The 25,455-nt window shown below is 50.8% G+C and carries 19 protein-coding genes, 1 riboswitch and 1 other annotated feature; of the genes, 7 read left to right on the top strand and 12 right to left on the bottom strand.

Annotation, left to right across the window (positions count from 1 at the left end):
• Positions 1–1,137 precede the first annotated feature (1,137 nt).
• The gene (locus AAFJ72_RS05005; RefSeq protein ID WP_432774378.1) at positions 1,138–2,262 is read left to right on the top strand and encodes an IS4 family transposase; all 1,125 of its coding nucleotides are present in this window, start codon (positions 1,138–1,140) and stop codon (positions 2,260–2,262) included.
• A 624-nt stretch (positions 2,263–2,886) separates the two neighbouring features.
• Here the strand turns inward: AAFJ72_RS05005 and AAFJ72_RS05000 are convergent.
• From AAFJ72_RS05000 to AAFJ72_RS04970, 7 genes are all read right to left on the bottom strand, one after another.
• Complete coding sequence (locus AAFJ72_RS05000; protein WP_432776284.1) at positions 2,887–3,234, bottom strand: hypothetical protein; 348 nt, start codon at positions 3,232–3,234, stop codon at positions 2,887–2,889.
• Between the two features lie 166 nt (positions 3,235–3,400).
• A complete protein-coding gene (locus AAFJ72_RS04995; protein ID WP_432776283.1) occupies positions 3,401–3,817 on the bottom strand; it encodes a hypothetical protein in 417 nt (138 codons plus the stop codon).
• 45 nt (positions 3,818–3,862) lie between these two features.
• The gene (locus AAFJ72_RS04990; RefSeq protein ID WP_432774378.1) at positions 3,863–4,987 is read right to left on the bottom strand and encodes an IS4 family transposase; all 1,125 of its coding nucleotides are present in this window, start codon (positions 4,985–4,987) and stop codon (positions 3,863–3,865) included.
• Positions 4,988–5,118: 131 nt separating this feature from the next.
• Positions 5,119–5,706 (bottom strand): RHS repeat-associated core domain-containing protein, encoded by a 588-nt coding sequence (locus AAFJ72_RS04985; protein WP_432776282.1) that lies wholly within the window; start codon positions 5,704–5,706, stop codon positions 5,119–5,121.
• A 694-nt stretch (positions 5,707–6,400) separates the two neighbouring features.
• Positions 6,401–6,772, bottom strand: coding sequence for a hypothetical protein (locus tag AAFJ72_RS04980; protein ID WP_432776281.1), 372 nt, complete (start codon positions 6,770–6,772; stop codon positions 6,401–6,403).
• A 19-nt stretch (positions 6,773–6,791) separates the two neighbouring features.
• Positions 6,792–12,290, bottom strand: a complete 5,499-nt coding sequence (locus AAFJ72_RS04975) for an RHS repeat domain-containing protein (protein WP_432776280.1) — start codon at positions 12,288–12,290, stop codon at positions 6,792–6,794.
• A 13-nt stretch (positions 12,291–12,303) separates the two neighbouring features.
• Positions 12,304–14,226, bottom strand: coding sequence for a hypothetical protein (locus tag AAFJ72_RS04970; RefSeq protein ID WP_432776279.1), 1,923 nt, complete (start codon positions 14,224–14,226; stop codon positions 12,304–12,306).
• Between the two features lie 301 nt (positions 14,227–14,527).
• On the opposite strand from AAFJ72_RS04970, the gene AAFJ72_RS04965 reads away from it, so the two are divergent.
• The 3 genes from AAFJ72_RS04965 (at position 14,528) to AAFJ72_RS04955 (ending at position 16,025) form a co-directional block, all read left to right on the top strand.
• Positions 14,528–14,974, top strand: a complete 447-nt coding sequence (locus tag AAFJ72_RS04965; RefSeq protein WP_122906902.1) for a helix-turn-helix domain-containing protein — start codon at positions 14,528–14,530, stop codon at positions 14,972–14,974.
• Positions 14,975–15,043: 69 nt separating this feature from the next.
• Positions 15,044–15,568, top strand: a complete 525-nt coding sequence (locus tag AAFJ72_RS04960) for an ImmA/IrrE family metallo-endopeptidase (RefSeq protein WP_122906903.1) — start codon at positions 15,044–15,046, stop codon at positions 15,566–15,568.
• Between the two features lie 46 nt (positions 15,569–15,614).
• Entirely contained in the window at positions 15,615–16,025 is a 411-nt protein-coding gene (locus tag AAFJ72_RS04955) for a hypothetical protein (protein WP_122906904.1), read from the top strand.
• On the opposite strand, the gene AAFJ72_RS04950 is transcribed toward AAFJ72_RS04955, so the two are convergent.
• Together AAFJ72_RS04950 and AAFJ72_RS04945 are read right to left on the bottom strand one after the other, a co-directional pair.
• A complete protein-coding gene (locus AAFJ72_RS04950) occupies positions 15,999–16,742 on the bottom strand; it encodes an alpha/beta fold hydrolase (RefSeq protein WP_432776278.1) in 744 nt (247 codons plus the stop codon). The genes AAFJ72_RS04955 and AAFJ72_RS04950 overlap by 27 nt on opposite strands.
• A 176-nt stretch (positions 16,743–16,918) precedes the next feature.
• On the bottom strand, positions 16,919–17,476 hold the full coding sequence (locus AAFJ72_RS04945; protein WP_432776277.1) for a CGNR zinc finger domain-containing protein: 558 nt from the start codon (positions 17,474–17,476) through the stop codon (positions 16,919–16,921).
• A gap of 172 nt (positions 17,477–17,648) precedes the next feature.
• Between AAFJ72_RS04945 and AAFJ72_RS04940 the strand changes: the two genes are divergently transcribed.
• A complete protein-coding gene (locus tag AAFJ72_RS04940; protein WP_432776276.1) occupies positions 17,649–18,143 on the top strand; it encodes a DinB family protein in 495 nt (164 codons plus the stop codon).
• A gap of 85 nt (positions 18,144–18,228) precedes the next feature.
• Positions 18,229–18,415, top strand: a riboswitch (Lysine riboswitch).
• Between the two features lie 113 nt (positions 18,416–18,528).
• Entirely contained in the window at positions 18,529–19,968 is a 1,440-nt protein-coding gene (locus AAFJ72_RS04935) for an amino acid permease (protein ID WP_432776275.1), read from the top strand.
• 233 nt (positions 19,969–20,201) lie between these two features.
• On the opposite strand, the gene AAFJ72_RS04930 is transcribed toward AAFJ72_RS04935, so the two are convergent.
• Complete coding sequence (locus AAFJ72_RS04930; protein WP_432776274.1) at positions 20,202–21,383, bottom strand: aminotransferase; 1,182 nt, start codon at positions 21,381–21,383, stop codon at positions 20,202–20,204.
• The gene (locus AAFJ72_RS04925; RefSeq protein WP_122906909.1) at positions 21,380–21,880 is read right to left on the bottom strand and encodes an Lrp/AsnC family transcriptional regulator; all 501 of its coding nucleotides are present in this window, start codon (positions 21,878–21,880) and stop codon (positions 21,380–21,382) included. The genes AAFJ72_RS04930 and AAFJ72_RS04925 overlap by 4 nt, the downstream gene beginning before the upstream one ends.
• 80 nt (positions 21,881–21,960) lie before the next feature.
• Positions 21,961–22,207 (bottom strand) — a binding site (T-box leader).
• Between the two features lie 327 nt (positions 22,208–22,534).
• Between AAFJ72_RS04925 and AAFJ72_RS04920 the strand changes: the two genes are divergently transcribed.
• The gene (locus tag AAFJ72_RS04920) at positions 22,535–23,080 is read left to right on the top strand and encodes a cysteine hydrolase family protein (protein WP_432776273.1); all 546 of its coding nucleotides are present in this window, start codon (positions 22,535–22,537) and stop codon (positions 23,078–23,080) included.
• 216 nt (positions 23,081–23,296) lie between these two features.
• Here the strand turns inward: AAFJ72_RS04920 and AAFJ72_RS04915 are convergent, their stop codons facing one another.
• Positions 23,297–25,408 carry an EAL domain-containing protein gene (locus AAFJ72_RS04915; protein ID WP_432777148.1) on the bottom strand — a complete coding sequence of 704 codons (2,112 nt, stop codon included), beginning with the start codon at positions 25,406–25,408 and terminating at the stop codon, positions 23,297–23,299.
• Between the last annotated feature and the right edge of the window lie 47 nt (positions 25,409–25,455).

Raw genomic sequence — 25,455 nt, 5'->3', positions numbered from 1 at the left:
CGAAAGTCGCTATTTCGACTTCGAGACGCCCCTTTTGTCTGTCAGAAACGTTGATGTAATCAAGCTTTTACTTTTGAAACACGAATGGAACTGCGCTTTTTGGACATCCCCGTCGTTTTTTGCTGCTTCGAGGGCGGGCATGATGTGTTGGAAGAGTTGTTACGTGATGCCAGACGGCAAGTTTAACCACAATTCTAATCTTAGATTCTCCTTGAATCTCTATCTTTCTACCCATATCAACAATATACACTCCCTCCGAAATTCAAATTGTCCGTTCATACCGAAGGGGATATATTCGCTAAGGGTGGATCATTTTCATTCCGGCGACCCGGGTCAATTATATCTCGGCGGTGACACTACCCTCTAATTTTGGGGCTGACCCCATAATGTAAAACTAATTAAAACATCTTCTTTCGAGCAATACTATTCTGAGAAAATCCGATTTTCTTTGCGCCTGGTTCCCGTATGGGATTGTTTGGCTACTCTGCGCCGTCCGGGGTAAACTCGTTTTCCACCAGCGGACGTTTGCCTTCTCTCGTCCCTCGCTGCTCCTAGTAGACGATGTCTCCGTATGGTGTGTAGTAAGTGATGATCGGAGACGAATCGGGCAAGATTCTCTCGACATCCCCGGCCCCCTCATAGCGGGTCGCGCCCTAGTGGCGATAGGTTTCCGTTATTACTCATCCTAGCGTGTCTTATTTCATCTCCACCTGTACAACAAGCGGAAAATATAAAAATAACTACAGACGAGCGTTTACTCGTTAGGAGTTAAATTTAGCTATTTTCCGTCAATAATCAAATTTTCATCTCAGAAAACTTTCATGCAATCCCTCTTTTTCTATAAATATCATGATTATTTAACATGATTTTCTTCAAAAACCCCAATATTATTCAATATGCGTAAAAATATAATTGAAATAGGGACCGCTAGCACTCCATTGATAATATGGCTAAAAAAAATATTATTAACTAATGGGTAGACACAAAATGCATTTATTAACACTAGCGTTGCATTAATATAACCAGAACAAACACAATATTCAGTATTTTTATATTGAATATGGAAGACACAAAAAAATCCTTTACAATGGAATGGTCAGGTAGTTTCTGTCCAAATCCACTGAAAGGATTACATGTATGGACAAGAATACCTTATTTTCGTCATTTGGTAAATGGGTTTCGCCTATTTTTTCGAAACGTTTTTTTGAAGATTTGGCTTCTAGTGATCACGACAAGTACGTCAAAAAGCTGACGACCTCCGCCTATCTCCTGTTGTTTCTGCATGCTCACCTTCAGCAGCGAGAAGGATTACGGGCGATTGCAGATGACGCGTTAGGAAGGAAATTTCAACAAGAACTTGGCTTTACCTCGATCAGTCCTTCCCAACTTTCACGCAAGCATCAGCAGTCTCATTCCAACCTGTTACAACGTGTGTTCAGGGACTTGGTTCAACGGATTCGGCTATGCTCTCTTCCCCCAGCGATGAAACGTGATTTTCGCATCGTAGATGCGACCACGATCCCTTTGTGCCTCCATACATACAAGTGGGCGACCTTTCGTGAGACAAAAGCGGGAGTAAAACTTCACTTCCGGGTCGCATTTGCTTCTTCAGAAGACGTTTATCCGGAAAGGGTACAACTGACGCCAGCACGTGTTCATGACCGGACTCAACTCGATACGCTCGTAGACCATCCGGGTACAACGTATGTGTTTGATCGAGGATTTGTAGACTACGCCAAGTTTGACGCGTTCTGCGAACGCCGGATCTTCTTCGTTACGCGAGTAAAGAAGAAGGCAGCTATCCGGTATCTGTTTGATCGTCCGGTTTCCGAAGGGAGTTCCATCAAAAGAGATGGTTATGTACAAATGGGGACACAGCAAAAGCGAATGAAACATGTCCTTCGCCTCATAGAGACAACCGATTCACAGGGAAATCCCCTCCTGCTGATCACGAATCGATGGGAGTTATCTGCCGAAGAAATCAGCGAGATGTATCGGAGTCGCTGGGCCATTGAAATCTTCTTTAAATGGTTGAAGCAACACGTGAAAATCACTTCGTTTTACGGAAAAAGCCAAGAAGCGGTTCTGAACCAAGTGTTCATTGCCCTGATCGCCTTTTGCTTACTTCTCTTGGCCAAAATCTTCTCTGCTTGCCAAGAAAGCTTGTTGCAAATCTATCGGTGGTTACGTGTGATGCTCTGGGAGGATAGCCGAATCTGGTGGGAGCGATTAACCTCGAAACGAAGAAAGCCTGATCCATAAGCAGGAAGGAAACAGTTGTGTAGCATCTGGTTTAAGTGTATATAAATGCCAAATGGACGGAACTACCTTTGTGGGTCACTCCGTTCTTTAGCCATTTGGAAGTGGAATTTAGTTCAGAAAAATCAGTTTATTAATCCTGGCGAATTTTATGCAACGCTAGTGATTTATTAAAAGTGATACAATTGCATCAATAAAAAATGCAACAATTATAGTTATTTTTTGAGATTGCTTTTTAGGAGATAAATTGTGATTCCAATAAAACATTGCCCAAAATACTGTAATCAATTCTATTACATGTGGAAACAATATATTGATTGGGACAAGTCGCATTAATCTATAGTACAATACTTTTCACCCCTTAAGGAAAATGGAGAACTCTATGGCTCTCCATTTTCAATATACTACCAACCATTTCCATTTAACATATTCATCCGTTCGCTTACATTTGGTGCGGCATAATATCTGGGTATTAAACCTCTTTTTAGCAATTAAATACAAAGTGGTTGCTACGCCAACAACACTTCTTTTCCTTTCTCCCCCTAATACCGCGCCCGCCTAGACCTTAAGAGAATTGTCCAATTCAGTGCAGCCGATTTATCATCACTTGTCTTAGGTCCATAATTGCTATTTTTCAAAAATCCATTTTTCACCCAAAGTTCCTGACGCTGGTTGATGAATATCTACTGGGTTGTTAATTGCTCTGTACCACGCAATCATTTGTTTACCTTCTTTTACATAGGTAATCTTATATATGGTATTAGCTCCCCGACTATTACTATCAAAGGGACTTTCTTTTACATTTATTTTCTGATAGTCAACTAGATTACCTCCAATAGAAGTAATTTTATTTTTAATTTCGTCTGAGTGCTTGGAATTTACGATAACGGAAAAGGCTCCAAAAAGGATAAGAAAAACGACAACAAATATCGCTCCTAAAATTATTGTAATTTTGAGCCTTCTATTCTTAACCAAATTAATCAACACCTTTCTAACAAGCCTACTTTTTCCAAAAACCCAGCAAACCAGCCGCAATTAGTGCACCTGATTAATCCCTTTATCAGGTGACCAACATATAGTCATAAATATACTCACTCTCCCAAAAAATAGTGGGAAACATTATTTCCCCACCATAAGTTTATTACCATCCATTTCCACGGAACATATTCATCCATTCACTGTAGCTTGGCGAACCGTTATATTTTGGAATCAAACCACCTCTTTGACCTAAATTGAATGGCAAAGCAATTTCATATTTTCCTTCGATTTCAATGTTAGCATCAATCGGAATCAAAGTTACCTCTGCTGCTGCTCCGACCCCACCACCATACGATAATTCAATGTATTTGCCATCTGTTTTGAAGCCCCCTTCAGCAATAATACTTTTACCAAATCCTACACCAATGTTTCCTGTTATATTACTCATGTCATTGTTCAAATCCACTAGCGTTGCATAAAAATCGCCAGGATTAATAAACTGATTTTTCTGAACTGAATTCCACTTCCAAATGGCTAAAGAACGGAGTGACCCACAAAGGTAGTTCCGTCCATTTGGCATTTATATACACTTAAACCAGATGCTACACAACCGTTTCCTTCCTGCTTATGGATCAGGCTTTCTTCGTTTCGAGGTTAATCGCTCCCACCAGATTCGGCTATCCTCCCAGAGCATCACACGTAACCACCGATAGATTTGCAACAAGCTTTCTTGGCAAGCAGAGAAGATTTTGGCCAAGAGAAGTAAGCAAAAGGCGATCAGGGCAATGAACACTTGGTTCAGAACCGCTTCTTGGCTTTTTCCGTAAAACGAAGTGATTTTCACGTGTTGCTTCAACCATTTAAAGAAGATTTCAATGGCCCAGCGACTCCGATACATCTCGCTGATTTCTTCGGCAGATAACTCCCATCGATTCGTGATCAGCAGGAGGGGATTTCCCTGTGAATCGGTTGTCTCTATGAGGCGAAGGACATGTTTCATTCGCTTTTGCTGTGTCCCCATTTGTACATAACCATCTCTTTTGATGGAACTCCCTTCGGAAACCGGACGATCAAACAGATACCGGATAGCTGCCTTCTTCTTTACTCGCGTAACGAAGAAGATCCGGCGTTCGCAGAACGCGTCAAACTTGGCGTAGTCTACAAATCCTCGATCAAACACATACGTTGTACCCGGATGGTCTACGAGCGTATCGAGTTGAGTCCGGTCATGAACACGTGCTGGCGTCAGTTGTACCCTTTCCGGATAAACGTCTTCTGAAGAAGCAAATGCGACCCGGAAGTGAAGTTTTACTCCCGCTTTTGTCTCACGAAAGGTCGCCCACTTGTATGTATGGAGGCACAAAGGGATCGTGGTCGCATCTACGATGCGAAAATCACGTTTCATCGCTGGGGGAAGAGAGCATAGCCGAATCCGTTGAACCAAGTCCCTGAACACACGTTGTAACAGGTTGGAATGAGACTGCTGATGCTTGCGTGAAAGTTGGGAAGGACTGATCGAGGTAAAGCCAAGTTCTTGTTGAAATTTCCTTCCTAACGCGTCATCTGCAATCGCCCGTAATCCTTCTCGCTGCTGAAGGTGAGCATGCAGAAACAACAGGAGATAGGCGGAGGTCGTCAGCTTTTTGACGTACTTGTCGTGATCACTAGAAGCCAAATCTTCAAAAAAACGTTTCGAAAAAATAGGCGAAACCCATTTACCAAATGACGAAAATAAGGTATTCTTGTCCATACATGTAATCCTTTCAGTGGATTTGGACAGAAACTACCTGACCATTCCATTGTAAAGGATTTTTTTGTGTCTTCCATATTCAACATAAAAATACTGAATATTATGTTTGTTCTGGTTATATTAATGCAACGCTAGTGGTTCAAATCATTCGTCATCTTCACACCAGTAGTTACACCAACTGAAGTACCTATTTTTCCAGGAACATTACTCTTCGCCATAAACTGTAATTTGTTTCCGCTTAATTCAATTTCTAATCCTCCACCTGCAAAAAGTGACGCAGATGCCCCACCTTTTAAGTATAATGTGGCTGCTACACCAACAACGCTTCTTTGTCTTTCAGCCCAAGCATGCATGCTATCTTGATATTTTTTCCATTTTTGTTTTTCTGCTGCTGTTTTAGCTTTATCAATATTTCCCTGAGCCCACTTCCACTTCTGCTGTGCCTCTTTGATATTAGCCGCTGCTCCACCCGGATCGGTAGCTATATTTAGTTCTTTACCAAAACTATCTTTGATGTGGCCTGTTGGATCTACATATCTCAATGGATTATTCTCCACATACGTATACCGATTCAAACTCAACGGATTCTCCACCCGCCCCTTATACGTATCCTCCGAAACAAACCGCCCTACCTTCGGATCATAATACCGCGCCCGCAGATAGTAAAAGCCTGTCTGCTCCTCGTACATCTCGCCGCTGTACTGGTACGGGTTGGACATTGCCTCTGTCTTTGAAATGACGTTGCCCCAGGTGTCGTAGTCGTAGCGGTTCAGTTCCTGGCCGTTTGCGTCTGAGAGGGTGACCACATCGCCGTGGCTGTTGTAGTGGTAATATCCCTTTTTGCCAGCCGAAGCGTCCTGGCGGAACAGCAGCTCGTTGCCCCAGATGTTGCGTGCCTTCAGTTGGTTTGTCGCGTCCAGCTCTTCAATAACCTTGCCGCTTAAATAGACGTACTTGGTTTGCGCACCGTTTTCCGTTTTCGTTGCACGCAGACCGTCTCCGTAAAATACGTATACGTCGATGTCTCGCCTGTTGTTTCATTCAAAACGCCACGCAAGCGGTTGCGTTCGTCGAAGGGGTAGGCAACCATGTCAGTGTCTATTGGCAAGACGCTCTCAAAGGATATCCTGTTCCCACGGTGTCTTACTCATAATGATTCGTATCACTCGGCAGTGTTTCTTTTGTCAGACAGTCAATCTTGTCATAACTCAATGGCAAATATAGATCATTGCGGGTGATGGAGACCATTGTTTGTTTCTTTTCATTAGAAAAGCTAGTTTCGTTACGATCCGGAAAATAACCAACTGGTCTTGTGTTTGACACTCAGCCACCCCTTCCCTTGCAGACGAAGACATCCCGAATACACAAGAAAACCCCAGACGAGCGTTGATTACTCGTTTTGGGGTAAATAATTCATTTAAAGATATCTTTATTTTTTCTTTTAATCCTATTTATTATTTTGTCCATTTCTGTCACATCAAAAACCCCGTCATTTGTTCCTGCTAAAAAGTACAGCTTTAACCAATACGCATCATCCTCTATATAAGTCTTAATTACTTTCTCTATTACTTCTTTTGTGAGTTTTTTTACAATGATCTCTGGAGGTGCAGCAGGAATAAAGTCCATATTTTCCTTATCCATATACGAAATTAAATACTTGGGAGTCGTTACAGCTAAGGAAAAAGTAAATCCGTCTTTTGTTTCAATAAAAACATCAATATTATCGTTTTCAATATCCTCAATTTCATCAAAATATGGAGGATACTTTATCACATAATTCTCCAAATAACTATTCCCCTCCCGATTATTTACCATAAAGTTCTCTTAATACTTTAATAACATCATCTTGGTTTGCTTTATTTGATTTACCAACGATTTCGATTCCACTCTCCACGTTCTTAAAGTATACCCTTGCTCCATTTGCACCACGCATTTCATAAATTCCTCCAAATCCAAGCGATTTTGAGCCTTTACCTGGATTTGTATTCCCCCTCAGAAAACTCTTAACTAAATTGTCTGCCTCAGCTTGGACTCTTGGATCTTTCCCCATTTCCATAGCTGCCCTCACAAGCCGCTTATCATTTTTTATTACTGATGTCGCTGTCCTAACAATTTTAAGACTTCCTGCAAAAGCACCACCGAGAGGAGCGTATTGAACAGCATTTGCTGAATGAACGAATAAACCGAAGCCGTACGGGTCACTTTCAATTTTTTGAATTGTGATATCCCAAGCAAGCTGATTCACTATTTCTTCTGGTATCATGTAATCCGAGCTTTGCATAATGTCAGATTCGGAATAACCTGCTGCTCTCATTTTATCACGAAGTGCGTCCGCCTGATTAGCCCAATATTGTCTATGTTCTTCAGTAGTTGCTTTCTGGTATTGCCACTTCATTTCATTAATTGTCCAGTTAGCAGTAACATCCGTACTCCAATGCCCAGTCGGATCCCAATACCTCAACGGATTATTATGCACATACGTATATCTATTCAACGACAGCGGATTATCCACCGCACCCTTATACGTATCCTCCGAAGCAAACCGCCCTACCTTCGGATCATAATACCGCGCCCGCAGATAGTAAAAGCCTGTCTGCTCCTCGTACATCTCGCCGCTGTACTGGTACGGGTTGGACATCCCCTCTGTCTTTGAAATGACATTGCCCCAGGTGTCGTAGTCGTAACGGTTCAGTTCCTGGCCGTTTGCGTCTGAGATGGTGACCACATCACCGTGGCTGTTGTAGTGGTAATATCCCTTTTTGCCAGCCGAAGCGTCCTGGCGGAACAGCAGCTCGTTGCCCCAGATGTTGCGCGCCTTCAGTTGGTTTGTCGCGTCCAGCTCTTCAATAACCTTGCCGCTTAAATAGACATACTTGGTTTGCGCACCGTTTTCCGTTTTCGTTGCACGCAGACCGTCTCCGTAATACGTATACGTCGATGTCTCGCCTGTTGTTTCATTCAAAACGCCTCGCAAGCGGTTGCGTTTGTCGAAGGTGTAGGTAAAGCTGTCCGCGTCGGTTGGCAGGGTGCCGGTGAAAGCCGAGCGGTTGCCGCGGCCGTCATACGAATATTGATTCGTCGTGCCTGGAACAACTTCCTTGGTCAAACGGTCGATTTTGTCGTATTCGAACTTGCGGCTGACACCATTGCGCTGGATGGAAACCACATTGCCAAAAGAATACTGGTTGGCTTCTTGCCAGATGGCGGCTTGGTTCTTCTCGTGCACCACTGTCTCGACTTGTCCGAAGGAATCGGCTTTGCGCTTGTTTACGCGGCCGTTCGGATATGTCGTTTGCGTTTGCTCCCCGGTGTTGTCCATTGTGTACGCGTACTCGATTTTTCCCGTCAGTCCGCTATTGACTTCCACCATACGCCCGGCGGCATCATACCGATAGCTCACTGTGGTACCGTCCGGATACGTGAGCGAATCCAGGAGCTCGTCGCGATCCGTGTAGCCCAACTGGTACGTGCGGCCAAACACGGTCTGGCTTTTCAGGCGCTTGTGCGCATCGTAGCTGTACGTGATCTCACGGTAGTTGCTGGCTGTCGGGAGGATGTCCGCGCCGTTGCTGTTCGTTTCCTTTTGCACCAGCGAGGTGTTCGGGAAATATTCTTTGGTCTCCAGGTTCGTCACCGTGCCTGCTGCGTTGCGGGTCGTGATGCTCGCCAGTTCCCAAAACGGCGTATAGCGATACTCGTGGCGGTTGCCTGCCTTGTCGGTAAAGGTGTTCAACGTTCCGTTTGGATTGTAGGAAGACGACTCGGTCGCGCCGGAAGGGACGTCCTGCTCGCTCAGCTTCCAGGACAGGGCGTTGTAATGGTTTTTCGTCGTCAGCACCTGGTTTTCCGTGACCGTCACGAGATTGCCGAGTGTGTCGTATTCGTAGTGGTAGCGGTTTTGTTCGGGATCGCGCAGATCGGTGAGGTTGCCGTCGTTGGTGTAGCGATATTCCCAGGTGCGGCTTTTTCCGGTCTGGTCGGTCTCCGTTTTTTGAATTACCTGGTCAAAAGCGTTGCGAACGAACCTGGTGGTCAAGCTTTGGGCACCGATTCCGGTTCGTTGAACTTCTTTTTCCACCTGGCCGTAGCGGTCGTGGTATTGTACGGTTTGCAAGCCGTTCGGTCCCAATGTCAAGCGGGTGAGCGCAGGCGCGTAGTTGATTCCGTCACTGACTGCGTTCGCGGTCAGGTACACGGTGGTGCCGACCGGGTCTTTTTTCTGCCAGACGCTGCCGTCTGCATTATAGACGTACGTAGTCGCCCGATTGTTGTCCGCATACGGAGCGCTGGACAACAGGTGGTTGCCGTCCAGGGAATACGTGTTGTACAAAAGCGGGCGGACACTGCCGTCTGTGCCAATTTGCGCCTCGTACTCGACCTCCCCGTATGGCGTAAACTGAGTGACCTGTTTGCTGCCGTCCGGGAGGGTCATTGTGACTTTGCGCGCGGAGTCGTCGAAGGCGTACGTCGTCGTCCGTGTCTGTTGCTTGCTCGTCACGCTTTCTTTGGTCCGGCGGCCGAGCAGGTCGTACTCGTACAAGACGACGGTGTTGTCCGGATAGGCGCGCGCTGTCAGGCGGCCGAGTCCGTCGTAGACAAAGACGTGGTACAAGGTTTGCTTCTGCCCGGTCGCCACTTCGACCTGCAGGCTGATGTCAGACGGATACAGGCCGAGCGGATCGTAGCTCGTAATGTTTTGCGTTACGGTCTTGGCGTCGGGTCCGGTGCTCGTTTCCGTAACAGAAGTTAGCTGCTTTTTGTCGTTGTAGGTGTACGTGCGGTCGACCTGCACTACTTTGGTCCCTGTGCCGTCCGGGTACGAGTCGACGATTTTTTCTGTCGCCACCAGGCGGTTGCTTCCGTACGTGTACGTCTCGTGATGAAAATGGTTCGGGTTGTCCACGGCCGTTTTCTTCACGCTCGACGGGACACGCATCCCGGACAGATTGAGATATTCGAGCAGCGTGACGTTGCCTTTTGGATCGATTTCCTTCGTCACATCGCCGTACGCGTTGTAGCCGTATTGGGTGATTTGCGCGTAGCGGCCGAGCCTTGCGCGCACCTTGTCCAGTCGGTCTGAAGTCGGGGCAAGCAGAAACGCGTAAATGTCCGCGTCGGCGGTCAGGGACGCCGGACGGCCGAGGAAGTGGTACACGTAGGCTGGTTTGGTCGCCCGCTCTTCGTACAAATAGCTCGTGTAACTCGCTGGCGCGTACCGATACGTCTTGCCGTCTTCCGTCAAGGAAAGCGCGCCCTGGATCGTGTCTTGGTCGGCTCCGCTGCCGACATACGTTTTCACCGATTGCAGCACGAAGTTGCGGTCCTCGTTGGCACGGTACGTCTTGTCTTCACTTGGCAAGCCTTCCTGCACCATCCGCGATACGACGACCGAGCCATCCCTGGCCAGCGACTGATTCGCCAGGCGTCCCGATTTCGTCTTCGGCGACTTCCAGATTTCTTTCGTGATGTGCGGGTAGTATTTCGTGTACGAGTACCACTCGGTCGCAGGCTGGTCCGGATGCGGCGTTTTCGCAAAGCGGAAGTTGACAGCCGTGACCGGCAAATAGCTGGTGTACGTCAAGGCTTCCTTGTCGTGATAAATCCGGGTCACGCCCCGGTCGAGAAAGCCCGGTGCATCCGGCTGGTACAAGCTGTACGTATAGGTCATGGCCAAGCCTTCTACCGGATAGGTGACTTGTTTCAGCAGGTTGTAACGGACGGTCGCTTTTCGCGATTGGTCCAGGCTCGTGTACGCTGTTGATTCCAGCCCGCCGTCGTCAAAGTCGATGACGCCGTCAGGAGCCGGAAAGCTGTAGCCGGGATGCAGGTTGAACTCGGTTGTACCGTATGTCTGCGGATCGAGGTAAGTGTACTCGGCGATGACCTTGCTCTCTCCGCCCGTGACGCTATGTTCGATGACCCGGTCTTTGCTTCCCGTAACTCCTTTATCGTATTGCAGATGCTTGAGCAGCTTCGTCTTGCTGCTGTCCTGATATACCTTGAGATCAATGTCCCAGTTGCGTTCCAGGACAACCAGGCGGCCGACGCTGTCGGTAATCTCGATTGGCTGCCGATAATCTTCGGGAATGCGGTAGTGGATCGTATCGCCGTAAACGTTCGTCTTTTTGACCAGATAGGTCACGTACGCTTCGTCGTTGCGATAGTGGGTCTCCTCGCCGAAATCATACGTGTTGCCATCCACGGACAGGGTGACGATATGGTTGTCGCCAAACTCCCCGGAGCGACTGCGATACGAGGTCATGCCACCGTTTGGCTTATACGGCGTGTTCACCCATTCCCCTGTTATGGACGACGACTCCAGAATCGTCCCGTCTTCCAGCGTAAAAATGTACCGTTTGCCTTCACTGGTCGACCCGCACGTATATCTGGACCCATCTACGCGGAAACCGCACTTCGCGTCTTCCTTCCAGACTTCCCTGAAGCTGGGAAAATTGTAGCTCCAGCCCGTCGGCAACGGATTGAAGTCCCCTTGCAGCGGATACGTCTTGTTTTTGCCCGATGAAGAAAAGTAAATGTTTTCCGTCATCGCATCGAGCGACGAATAGCGGCGCTCGATCGTCAAATCCATGCCGTGCTTGCCTTCCAGGTGGACGTCGACTTCCCGCACGTTGGCCGACCGATACAGCTCGTCCACCGGATTGTCCGTGTCGGTGCGCTGGTATTTGTAGGTCAAGCCCTCCGTTTGGAACATGGCGTCGGGGATGCTTGTCGTCGCAGCCGCGGTTGGTGCCAGTCTGCCCGTCGCCTTTTCCTTGGCCGACAGAGCCTTATTGCTTGCCGCTGCCTGCTTGCCTTTTTCGTACAAGGCCACGACCTGCGGCACGTACGCTTCCAGTTGTTTTTTCTCGGCAGCGGACAGTCCGTCCATTTTCTGCTGGAACGTCTCGCCCTCCCACCGGTACTTGTCGACCTGCTCGTCATGAGACAAAAGCTGGTCGACCTGCGGATACACATACGCCGCAAGTTGCAGCAATTTTCTGTCACCTGTCTGGTACAACTGCCAGACGCTTTCTGCTGAAAGCGGCGTCCAGTCCAGCTTCATTACCTCTGCTTTGCTGTAGGTCGGTTTTTCATCCGGCCGCTGTTCCTTTTTACCCGCTCCCGCTTGCACGGCCGCCTGATAAGCGGAAAGCCATTTCTTGGTCGCGGCGCTTGCGTGCGAAGCGTCGGAAGCTTGCAGCTTCGCTGGCAGGCTCGCCTCTGCGAAAGCCATGTTCGGCATAAGCAGCGAGCCGCTCAGCACCACGCCTGCGATTTTCTTCATCCAGCGATTGTATCGCATCCTATCCCTCCTCTTATTGATGAATCAGCTTGCGCGTAAGATTTCCGTTGCCGTCATACGTAAACTCCGTCAATATTTTGCCGTTTTGCCTGATCTGCACAAGCTGGCCTTTTGTGTTGTAGACATATTCCACGCCCAAGTAACGGACAGCAAGCCGCGCATGCACCGCGCCGTTGTCTGCCGCTGACAAGGCGATGTAGTAATCCTCTCCCTTTTGCATGGAAAGACTCACCTTGGAAAAAGGCGGCTGATCGCCGTCGTCATTGACCGCCAAAAGCCGCGTGCCTGCGTAATCTTCATAGACGGCAAGCTGTGTATTGTTCGCCCCCTCCGCAGGATTGCCGCCGTAAAAGCTCGTAAAAATCTCGAAGCTGCCCGAAGAAGGCGGCGTAAACTTCACGATTTTTTTGCCGCCTGGCCCTAAATGGACATCTTGCGGCGCGTTCATGAACAAGCTTTCTGTGTCGGCAAATTCGATGGCAAAAGGACCCGCGATTACATCTGCATCCATCCCGGCCACCTTGGCTTTGGGAATCGTCACGAACACATTCTCCACGCTGTGCTTGTGCTCGTGAGCGAGCGCTTTTCCCGCGAATTGGATCGTCAGCCTGGAGTCGCTGTCCCTTGTTACCATCGGCGTCAGTCCGGGCGGCACGTTGCTGACAGATACTGCGCTTGCTGCATCCGCTGCAAGCATTCCGTTCGTGATCGTGATGGCCTGCTGCTCGGTGACGCTTCCGTCGTTGGCGGCGGATTCATGCAGGACAGACGCGGCAACGGCTGCCTTTGTATCCAGCGCTGCTGTCAGTCTGGCGTGAACGCCTTTTGTCTTGTCATAGGAGGTGACGTAGACAAAATACGTTACCCCTGCCTCAAGCGGAACGTTGATTTCGGAAAAGAGCGAGCCTGGCGTCGCTTCGTCGTTGAAATCCACGATTTGCTTCAACTGCTCATCGCGAGACAGGATCAGAAAGGTGTCGAACAGTGGCCCAAAACCGCCGTACGGACTTGTGTAAATCCGGTAGTTGCCTGTGATCGGAGCCGTGAAGCGATACGTTGGAATTTCTCCGGCAGGCAGGCTAATATCGACAGGCTGATTGAGTCCGAGCACCGTCGTCACTTCGCTGAGCGCGAGCGTGTATTCCGAAGTTTCGCTGTAGTGGCGATCCATGCTGAATACGGAAAAATAATACGTCTTGTGCGGCTCGACCTGGAACGTGATGATCTCGTCTTGCCCCAATGTCGACTTCATGCTCGTGCCAAGTACCTTGTTCGGTGCCTCGACGACAATCAGGTCGTAATTCACATCGTTGGGGACGGACAAAGTGACCGTGGCTTGTCCGGCTTGCGCTCCCGAATCGTAGCGATATACGTCGATGTCCTCTTTTCTGGAGAGCTTGGCGCTGTACAAATTTCCTCTCGTGATCGGATAAGCCGTATCGAAATCGTCATTCGGCTCGAACGGATCCAGAACGGCGCTCGCTGCGCGCAGACTCATTTGCTTCGCGCTGCTTTTGTCCGTTCTGGCGGCGGACAACTCTGGCAAAAGCTGCTCCCAGTAAGCGTCCGCCTTTTCGTTGTACGTGCGCAGCAAGTCAGCAAGCGGCGCTTTTTTCGCCAACAACTGCTGCTCCACTGCCGCTTGCTGCCTGGCCCGCTCTGCCGTGTTCGCTGCTGCCTCGATGTGATGCAGCTCCTTGGCCTGTCCGATCAGGGCGGACGCTTCCTCGCCCATTTGCTTTGCAAGCGTCACATGATTTTTGCGCGACGCGACCTCCTGGAAAAAGGCAAACGTCTGCGAAAGCTTCAACAACTCCTGGTCCATCTCGTAGATGTCAGCGAGCGGATCTTCTCCTGCTGTAACCGTCCGCCCAGGAAAGCAAGCAACGGCGAAAACGGCCAGCAGCAGCAGGAAAACAACCGTTTTTCCTCTCATGTACTCTCACCTCTTCCTTTTTTCGCTTCCATTCTTGTCTTCATGCATGGCCTGCTCTCGCAGCAAATCCAGATCGCTTCTGCGACAGCCCAGCGGCGCAAGGCACTTGTTCCAACAAAGCGTCCACCTCCTTTTGCACAAAACAGAACAAATGTTCCTGTTTTTGTTTGTATAAGCATCATAATGTACAACATTCTTGTATGTCAAACAAAAAATACAAAATTGACATACAAGCTTTCCTTTCTGCTTTTGATTTAGTACAATATAGTTGTACATCTGCAATGGAAGGACTGGCGCGCTCATGCTTTCTCAGCGGTTACGAACAGCTCGCAAGGCAAAAGGTCTGACCCAGGAAGAGCTGGCAGAACGTGTCCGCACGACCAAGGGAACGATCAGCAACTACGAAAACAATCACAGCACCCCTCCCAATGACATGCTGATGCAACTCGCTGACATTTTGGAGGTAACAACCGATTGGCTCCTGGGACGGACCGACGATGGGGCTGCCTATGTCGCTACCGCATCTGCGCAGGCTGACCACCGCTCGCTGGACGAGCTGTTGCAGGAGAAGATCGACGATCCGGATGACTACTACTTTTTGGATGGCTATCTGGAAGCTTCAGAGGAGGAAAAGAAAGAAATCCGCCGCTACTGGTACGACTTGAAAAGGCAGTGGAAAACGCGCCAGGTGCGCGAGACACGTCCACCTTCCTTGTTTGACATCACAGAAGAACTGAAAAAAAAATAACCCCTTCACGGGGGTATTCTTTTCGCGACAAAACAGAACGTATGTTCCAATGGTTTCCGGAGGTTCCTGATGCACTTCTCCCTTTTGCAAGAAATTGGCAAACCGCAAACATGGCTGGAGAGCCGCGTGTACCTCTTGCTTCGCCATCACGGCATAGAGTTGCCAGAGCAAATCAACCTGACGCAGCTTTGCGAAACGTACGGCATCGAGATCCGGTTCATCCACGGCAGAAGCCGCGCCCACGCACACCCTACCCAGCCGAACCGCTACATCATCGCCGTAGACGAGCGGCTGGACACCGCGACGCAGCGGGTAAAAATCGCCCATGAGCTGGGGCACCTGCTGCTGCACGAAGGGGTACAGCCACAATGCAGCGAATGGATGATCGACTGGCAGGAATCACAGGCGAACCACTTCGCCGAGCACCTCTTGATGCCGTACTACATGATGGGCTCCGTGCTGGCGGATTGCTCGCGCTACCAGGCACCCGCTCTGTTGGCGGCCCGCTTCCAGGTTCCGCTCGCGCTTGCCCGCACCCGTTTTGAACGGATTCTCAGCCGCCTGTACGCCAAAGGGTTTCCCGTCTACGATTAGCAGGACGCTCGATTTTTGACTGACCATCTTTTCGGAGGCGATTTTCTTGAAACGTATTTTCATAGCCGGCGACGCTTACAGCCGCGATTTTTTCGAGCTGCCCCTCGACCATGACGAGGAGCTGTCGCTCAGACCGTCGCTTGAGGTGGCAAGTTACCATGTGGCGCGCTTCGCCCTTATCATGCGTGACGACGGTTTGCGCGGCCTTGGGATCATGCCGGGCGATGCGCTGCTCATCTCCGACTTTTCCACAGAGCCGATTCACAACAGACCTGTTCTTATCAGGCAGGAAGGGCAGTTTCTCGTCCGGATCGCCGCGGACGTCAATCCGGTGGAATGCCTGTTTACGACGACGCGCGCAGAGGACGAGCCGCTGCTTTTGCCGTCCGAAAACATCCGCATCACCGGCGTCGTATCGGGCATCATCTCGCTAACGGGCCATGACATCGGTCAGTAGCCAGTCCTTGATCGCTGCCACGGTCTGCTGCCACTGCTCCTGCGGTGTGATGGCAGCAGGCTGGTCGCCCTCCTGCGGCCCGTAGCTGCCAAACTGCGCGTGATTGCCGCCTTCGATGGACATGTACACCGTCTTCGCAGGCAAAAATTGTTTGTTCTCTTCGTATTTTTTCCGGTCAATGACTCCATCGCGCGAGCCGAGCAGCGACAGTACGGGTACACCCGCTTCTTTCAAATTCCCGCGCTTGTCCGGATATGCTCCCAGCAAAATGACGCCTTCAATCCGGTCGGGCTGGCTGACCGCGTATCTGGCTGCCATCGTGCCGCCGAGAGAGTGCCCCCCGATGACAAACGACTGCTGCGGATACGCTTTTAACACCTGGTTGGCCCGCTCGACATCGGTGATCGCCAAATTCAGCGGCATCCGTGCAATAAATACCCGATAGCCGGAACCAGCCAGGGCGCGGGCAATTGGCGCATAGCTCTCCGCCTTGACCAGGGCACCCGGATACAAAATCAGACCGGGCTCACGCGTTTCCCCTCCTTCAAAAGCGATCCAGTCCCCCGTGTCGATCACCGTAATTCCTTCGCCTCCCTGCATCGCGTCTTTTGCCGCCTGACTGGGCTGATAAGGCCGCAAATACCAGATCGCTGTACAGGCTCCGACGAGCAAAAACAGCACCAGTACCCTCCACAATCGTTTCCGTTTCCGACTCATTTTGCCACCTCTCTTCCGTTCCCGCATTGCTTGCTTCTTATTATGTCTCAATCTTCCTTTCCATGTGCGTCCTTTGCCTTTTCCTGCTGAAAAACTCGTCCTCATGTACGAACGCCATTCGGTTTTCCAACCAAAACAAAAAGGCGCTGGTATCTTCCATAGCGCCTCGTATCCCCTCACTTTTTCTCCTTTTGCCGCTCCCGAAAACGGCGCACTTTCATCAGATTGCCGCACATTTTGTCATCGCACCAGCGGCGCACCCGGTTGCGGCTTTCATCGTAAAACACCCAACGGCAGTCCTCGTTGTCGCAAATCTTGACGCGTTGTACGTGCGCCGGAAGCAGCAGTTCGGCAAAGGAAGCCGCAATGCGGGCCATCACCAGCTCCCAGCCGCTTGCGGTGCTGACCATCTCCTGCTGATAGCCGCTCTCCTTGTCCGCAGTGATGACGCGAACGTAAAAAGGCGCCTTCGCGAGCGTCTGATTCAACTCCTCCAAATCCTCCTGGCGCAAAACTTCTCCACGCACAACCTGCTCCAGCAAGCCGCGCATATATTCGCGCATATGGAGCAGCGCCGCAGCACTCGCCTCATCAATCGGCAACGGAGCATGCAAATCGTACCTCCGCAAAAACCGCTCCAGCCATTCCTGCTTCGCCAGCCGATTTTCCCTGCGGCCAGAACCGCGCGAGTCACGCCAATCACTGTTTAAAAAATCAATGCACAGCCAGTCCACTTCACTCTTCCCCCATCTGTTCTTCTTCTCTTTTGCTTCTTGTATGAAAAACCAGCATATGGTATCTTAATTCTGTAACTATCATAACCATTTTTGTTGGTTACAAAGCATTTCTTTTTGCCATGCCATTATAACGCTTCACCAATCTGTTTAATAGACGAGGAGGAACCACATGAACCGGATGGAACTGCTTGCTCACTACTGGGAATGCACGTATGACAAGGAAGACTGGTTTCCGCCGCTCAAGGACGCCCTGGCCGGAGTAACGGCTGCGCAAGCAAGCTGGCGACCGGAAGGCGAGGCCGCCAACACGATTTGGGAAAATGTCAGCCACCTGCTTTACTACAAGGAACAGTTGCTGCATCGTCTGTCCGGCACGGAATTCATCCATACGGCCAAGACGAACGACGACACGTTCCGGCCTTCGGGAGGACCTGATGACGAAGCTGCCTGGCAAGCTACCTTGCAGCGCCTGGAAGCCGTCCATCAGCAGATTCAGGAAAAGCTCGCCGCGCTGTCAGAGGAACAGTTCGATCAGCCGCTTCCGAGCATCCCGGCCGGGCAAAGGGTGATGAGCATCATCCTCCATGACGCTTTTCACACAGGACAAATCGTGCAAATCCGCAAGCTGCAAGGCTCCTGGCCTGCGCGTCGGTCATTTGAATAGCCAAACTTTTACATTGATAAATCCTCACCAATCTTATATAGTTGATAAGTAAATCAATTCAATACATGTTATCCTCATCATTCACGGTGAGGATAGAGGTCGCGGCTTTTATGTCATCCTGTACGAGATTCAGAAGAGATCAATGACTCCAGGAAAGGGAAAAGTCGCCGAAGTTCATCGCGTATCTCTGTGCGCATGGGCTGGGGCTGTACCCGAAAGGGACAGAACTGTCACGTTTGCATGCCGGGCAAACGTGGTGTGCTATCTTCAGTGAAGGCTTGGTGGGGATTGGATTATACCGCCCTGTGCCGTTTTTTGGCTATTGGCGGTTTTTTCGTTTCCGACCGACCTTCTCAAAATTTCAGAAAGGTCGTGCAAGCATCGTATGTCACAGAATCAACTGCAACGTGGTTTGAAAGCCCGCCATTTGACGATGATCGCCATTGGCGGCTCCATCGGAACAGGACTGTTCCTGGCGAGTGGAGGCTCGATTCACGAAGCTGGACCAGGCGGAGCCTTGGTCGCCTACATCGCCATCAGTATCATGGTTTACTTTTTGATGACCAGCCTGGGGGAAATGGCAGCCTTCATGCCGGTATCCGGCTCCTTTTCCACCTACGCTACCAAATTCGTCGATCCGTCGCTCGGCTTCGCGCTGGGCTGGAATTACTGGTACAACTGGGCCATTACGATTGCCGTCGAGCTATCCGCCGCGGCGCTCATTATGAAATACTGGTTCCCGGATACTCCCGCCATTTTGTGGAGTGCCCTGTTCCTCGCCCTTATGTTTACTCTTAACTTGTTGTCTGTCAAAAGCTACGGCGAATCGGAATACTGGTTTGCCCTGATTAAAGTCGTGACGGTCATTGCCTTTATCGCGATCGGTGTGCTGATGATTTTTGGCATCATGGGCGGCGAAGCAGTCGGCTTCCAAAACTTCACCAAAGGCGATGCGCCATTCAACGGCGGCTTCATGGCCCTCCTGGGCGTGTTCATGATTGCCGGGTTCTCGTTCCAGGGAACCGAGCTTGTCGGTGTAGCTGCCGGGGAGAGCGAAGACCCTGGCCGCAACATCCCGAAAGCGATTCGCCAGATTTTTTGGCGCATCCTTCTCTTCTATATTTTCGCGATCCTGATTATCGGACTGCTCGTTCCGTATGACAACCCGAATCTCATCAGCGGCGATATTACCGATATTGCCATCAGTCCGTTTACAATTGTATTTGAAAAAGCCGGCTTTGCCTTTGCCGCTTCCGTCATGAACGCGGTCATCCTCACTTCTGTTCTGTCAGCAGGGAACTCGGGCATGTACGCTTCTACCCGCATGCTGTGGGTGTTGGCCAAAGAAGGCAAAGCACCCAAATGGTTTGCCAAAGTGACACGCAGCGGCGTACCCGTCAATGCCCTCATCATGACGGCTGCCATTGGCGCACTGGCGTTTTTGTCCTCGCTGTTCGGTGATGGTGAAGTGTACGTGTGGCTGTTGAACGCCTCCGGTATGTCCGGCTTCATCGCCTGGCTCGGAATCGCCATCAGCCATTATCGCTTCCGCAAAGCTTATTTGGCGCAAGGACGCGATCTGCGCGATTTGCCGTACCGGGCGAAGCTGTTCCCGTTCGGTCCGATCTTCGCTTTCATTATTTGCTGCATTGTCATTATCGGCCAGAACTACTCCGCGTTCCTGGGCGGAGAAATCGACTGGAACGGCGTTCTCGTCTCTTATATCGGACTTCCGCTGTTTTTGATCGTCTGGCTCGTTTACAAATATACGAAAAAAAGCAAGCTGGTGCCGCTGGACAAAGTCGATCTCAGCATGGATGAGTAAGATACAGCGTCTGCAGCCAGCACGCCAAAAGATTCCCTCAATCGCAGGGAATCTTTTTTTGTGTCGCAGACAGCGCTGAATGAAAGCAACACCGCAAAAGCCGAAGCATGGAAAAACGATCAGGTAAATCAACAGTACGAGTCGTTGCCTTTTGTCGTTCTCACATAGACGACCTTACCCGCGACCGCTACAGAAAAGAGGACAGCCCTGCGACTGTCCTCCTCTTGTTCTGTTTACCGCAATCGTCCCATCAAGCGCTCCATCCGTTCCAGCGCCTTTTTCAACTGCTCCATGGACGTTGCATACGAGCAGCGAATGTGTCCTTGTCCGCTCTCGCCGAACACGTCACCCGGTACGACCGCCACCTTTTCTTCCATCAGCAGCTTTTCGGCAAACTCGGCAGAGCTAAGTCCTGTGGCCGCCACGGAAGGGAATGCATAGAACGCTCCGTCCGGCTCGTGGCATGTAAGCCCGATCTGGCGGAAGCCGTCGACTACGTAGTTGCGGCGCTGGCGGTAGCTCTCGATCATCCGCTCCATATCGCCGCGCCCATGGCGCAAAGCTTCGAGCGCCGCCATCTGTGCCATCGTCGGCGCACACAGCATCGTGTACTGGTGAATTTTCAGCATGCCAGCCAGGAGGTCAGGCGTCGCACACACGTACCCGAGACGCCAGCCCGTCATGGCAAACGCCTTGGAAAAGCCGGAAATCAAAATCGTCCGCTCCTTCATCCCCGGCAGAGCCGCGATGCTGTCGTGCATGCGTCCGTAAGTCAGCTCCGCGTAAATTTCGTCGGAGATCACCAGGAGGTCGTGCTTTTCGATGATCGGCAAAAGCGTCTTCCATTCGTCTGCCGTCATCGTACCTCCTGTCGGGTTGTTCGGATAGCAGAAGATGATCGCTTTTGTGCGCTCGGAGATGTTTGCCGCAAGCTCCTCTGGCGTCAGCTTGAACTGGTTCTCCATCGTCGTTTTCAAAAACTTCGGCACTCCCCCTGCCAGACGAATCACAGGCTCGTAGGAGACGTAGCACGGCTCGACCACCAGCACCTCGTCGCCCGGATCGAGGATAGCGCGCAGCGCGATGTCAATCGCTTCGCTGGCTCCAACGGTCACGAGAATTTCCGTCTCGGGATGATAGCTGACCGAAAAGCGCTCTTCCAGATACTTTTGAATCTCCACGCGCAGCGGCAGCATCCCTGCGTTGGAGGTGTACGCAGTGTGCCCGCGCTCCAGAGAGGAAATCGAAGCCTCGCGCATGCGCCATGGCGTCACGAAATCCGGTTCCCCGACTCCCAAAGAGATGACCCCTTCCATCGACGCCGCCAGGTCGAAAAAGCGGCGAATGCCCGATGGCTTCAAGGATGCGACTGTAGAAGACAAACGATTTTTTTTGACTGTCAGTTGTGTACTCACGGCGTAACCACCATCCTGCGATCTTCGTCACGATCTTCCAGCTCAATGCCGTCGTGCTTGTAGCGTTTCAAAATAAAGTGCGTGGCTGTCGACACCACAGAGTCGAGCGTCGCCAGCTTTTGCGATACGAAGGTGGCGACCTCTTTCATCGTCTTTCCTTCGAGAATGATCGACAAATCGTAGCTGGCACCGGACATCAGGTAGACGGCCTTCACTTCCGGGAAGCGGCAAATGCGCTGGGCCACCTCATCAAAACCGACGTCGCGCTTGGGCGTCACCTTGACGTCGATCATGGCGTTGACGTACGGATGGTCTTCCACGCGCTCCCAGTTGACCAGCGCCGGGTATTTCACGATCACCTTCTCGGCTTCCAGTTCCGCAATCGCCTGCTCGATTACCTCAGTCGGCTCTGCCAGCATTTTGCCGATCTGCTCGGCGCTCATGCGGCTGTCTTCTTCCAACAGGTGCAACAGTTCCCTTTGCTTCAAGCGATCCATTCCCTACCACTCCATTCTTTTTCTTTTTGGCAAAAATCAAAAAGCCCCAGCAACCCGACTCATGATCTCATGAATCGGATTGCTGAGGCGAAGGTATCGCGGTACCACTCAGCTTTTTTGCCTTTCTCGCAAAAGGCAAACTCACGCAGTCTCCAAAGCGAAGACATGCACCCCGTAACGTGGGGAAAAGTCCGCTGCTTTCTACTGAAGGTTCAAAAGCAGAGCTCCAAGGTGGCTTTCAAAAAGAGTTCGCGGCCGCCCTCCCAGCAATCAGGCAGCTCTCTGGACGTCAAATCTCTTTTCTACTTTCCTTATCACAGCCATGTATCGTATGAGTGAATGTCTCAGATTATAAAAAGGTTTTCGGCCGTTGTCAACCGACAACTTATTGGGAGAAAGACCTTTTCGCCCTGCCAAAAGCAGGATCTCCCCTATCCCCAGCGTTTGAGTCTCTCAAATGTCTCTATTTTGCTGGAAAATTTTTGTATCGTCGTATTTACATTGTTAAAACGTTATCATACCATAAAATCAATGTAAACCGACTGCGCTATGCACTACAGAAAGAAGAGCAGGAGCGTGCGCTGCCTGCAAGCCACACGCACTGCCATGCTTTCCAAAAAGCACGACCACACTTATTTCAGGAGGTTGATTTCCATGAAAGCCTTGATCGTGATCGACTACACGAATGACTTTGTCGCGGCCGATGGAGCGCTGACCTGCAAGGAACCTGGCCAGGTTATCGAAGAGCGCATTGGCGAGCTGATCCGCGATTTTCTCGCAGAAGGCGATTTTGTCGTGATGGCCGTGGACGCCCACAAGGAGCAGGACCCGTACCACCCGGAAACCGGCCTGTACCCGCCGCACAACATCATCGGCACCGCTGGCCGCAACCTGTACGGCAGCATTCAGGACATTTATGAAGAATTTGAGGACACGATTTACTGGATGGACAAAACCCGCTACAGCGCCTTTCAGGGAACAGACCTCGCGCTGCAGCTGCGCTCGCGCGGCATCGAGGAAATTCACCTTGTCGGCGTCTGCACCGACATTTGCGTCCTGCATACAGCAATTGAAGGCTTTTACCAAGGGTTTCGCGTCGTCATTCACGAGGATGCCGTCGCCAGCTTCAATCCGGTCGGACACGAGTGGGCCTTGGGACATTTTCAAAACCAGTTGGGCATGCCTGTCGTGAAAAAATAAGCTCTGGAAGACACGACAAGTATAGAGCTGGACGCGCTGCCTCCGCCTGCCGACCTGGTCGCGGAAGACCCGCTGTTGCGCAAGGCATCAACATGGGCATCAGCTCGACGTACATCCGCGATGATATCCGCAAAGGGGCGATCCCAGCTTCCTGCTGCCGGGGTGCTTCAGAGCTTTTTGTGTGCGCTCTTATTCAAGCGCTTGCCGCGATGGGCATTACGCCAATTCCTTGCGCAAATAACGGTCAAAGTCATCGGTAGCCAACGGACGGCTGAACAAATAGCCCTGTCCGAGATCGCAGCCATTTTCCTGCAGGGCCGCCACCTGATCGTCCAGCTCGATGCCTTCTGCAATCACGTTCATGTTCAGGCTTTGCGCAATCGTCACGATCGCTTTGACAATCGCCTGACTTTCCTGGTTATAGTGAATATCCCGGATAAAGGACGCGTCAATCTTGATCGTGTCTACCGGCAAGCTTTTAATATAGCTGAACGAGCTGTAGCCTGTTCCAAAGTCGTCGATGGAAATGTGAATGCCGATGTCGCGAATTTGCTGCAAAACAGTCGTGGCTTCTTCCAGCTTCATAAAAATGCTCTCCGTAATTTCCAGCTCCAGCTTCTCCGCAGGCAGCCCGGTTTCCTGCAAAATATTTTTTATCATATCCACGAAGTCTTTCTGATAGATTTGCTTCCCGGACAGATTGACGGACACCTTCAGCGAGTAGCCCTGATCGTGCCACATTTTATTTTGCCGACACGCTTGGCGGAGAATCCATTCCCCCAGACTGAGAATCATTCCGGTGTCTTCGGCGATCGGAATGAACCGATTCGGCGAAATCACGCCAAGCTCCGGATGAACCCAGCGGACGAGCGCTTCCATCCCGGTCAGCGTCCCTGTCACGATGTCGATTTTGGGCTGGTAGTAAATTTGGAACTGCTCCTGCTCAATCGCCTTGCGCAACTCATTTTCCATCAGGATGCGCTCAAGCGACTTCGCCTCCATCGTCGGATCAAAAAATTCATACCCGTTTTTGCCGTGCGATTTGACCGTGTACAGTGCTGTGTCGGCCCGCTTGAGCAAATCCTCGGCATTATCGCCATCCTGCGGGAACAAAGCGATCCCGATGCTGCACGACACGTTGAAGGAATGCCCGTGAAACTCAAACGGCGCCTGCAGCGCATTCATGATCTGGTCGGCCAACACCGCCGCTTCCTCCCGATCGTTCAACTGGCTGAACAACACCGTAAATTCATCTCCGCCAAGCCTCGCCACGACATCGCCGGGTCTCAGACACTGCCGCAAACGGTTGGACACTTCCACCAGCAGCAAATCCCCCACATCATGGCCGAAAGAATCGTTGACGTCCTTGAAGCGGTCAAGATCGAGAAACAGTACGGCCAGATTGGACTGGAACCGCTTGGCATGCATGATTTCCCTGCTCAGATGCTGAACGTACATGCGCCGGTTCGGCAAGTCTGTCAGGGGGTCGTGATAAGCCAGATGGTGAATCAATTCCTCCGACTGTTTCCGATCCGTGATGTCGCGCGTGACGAGCAACAGCTTGCTCACGTTCCCCTCTTCATCCAGAATCGGGTTGATTTTGCTCTCCGTCCAGATCGTCTTCGCCTTGCGCGTCTGGAGACGACATTCCACCGTGTACTCTTTTCGCGTCGAATACGTATGCTGAATCGCATAGGCAAAAATGTCCCTGTCGCTCTCCACAATCCACTCGAACAGGTTGTGAAAGCGTTCATCCGGCATGTCGTGCCCGAACACAGCCTTGTGCGCCGGAGACAAGTACAAAAAATCTCCCTCGACATTAATCATGCTGATGATGTCTGACGTATTTTCCGCGATCAGCCGGTACAATTCCTCGCTCTTTCTGACTTCTTCCTCCATCTGCTTGCGCGCCGTAATGTCGTTGCGAATCGAAACGTACTGATAGATTTTCCCTTCTGCATTGACAAGGGGGACAATCGTCGTGTCCACCCAGTACAGACTGCCGTCTTTCGCCTGATTGCGGATTTCTCCCCGCCACACTTTTCCCGAGCCGATGCATTTCCACATTTGCTTGAAAAACGATTTGGGATGGTACCCGGAGTTAAGCAGGCGATGATCCTGCCCGAGCAGCTCGCTGCGTCTGTATTTGGATATTCGGCAAAATTGCTCGTTCGCCCGCAGGATGATTCCGCGGTGATCGGTAATGGCGAGAATCGTCGACTGGTCGAGCGCATACTTGACATCAGCCAGCTCCCGCAAGACGGCCTTTAACTCCCCGTCCTTTTCCTGCAGCAGTTCTTCCCACTCTTCTTGCGTCAAAACTTCCATCAGTTTGTTTCTCATCATCTATCACCCGTTTGCGCTCATGCGGCAGG

The sequence above is a fragment of the Brevibacillus gelatini genome, from assembly GCF_050920745.1.
Taxonomy (GTDB): Bacteria; Bacillota; Bacilli; order Brevibacillales; family Brevibacillaceae; genus Brevibacillus; species Brevibacillus gelatini.
Note: the sequence above shows the minus strand (reverse complement) of the source record. Positions and strands in the feature narration are given on the sequence as shown.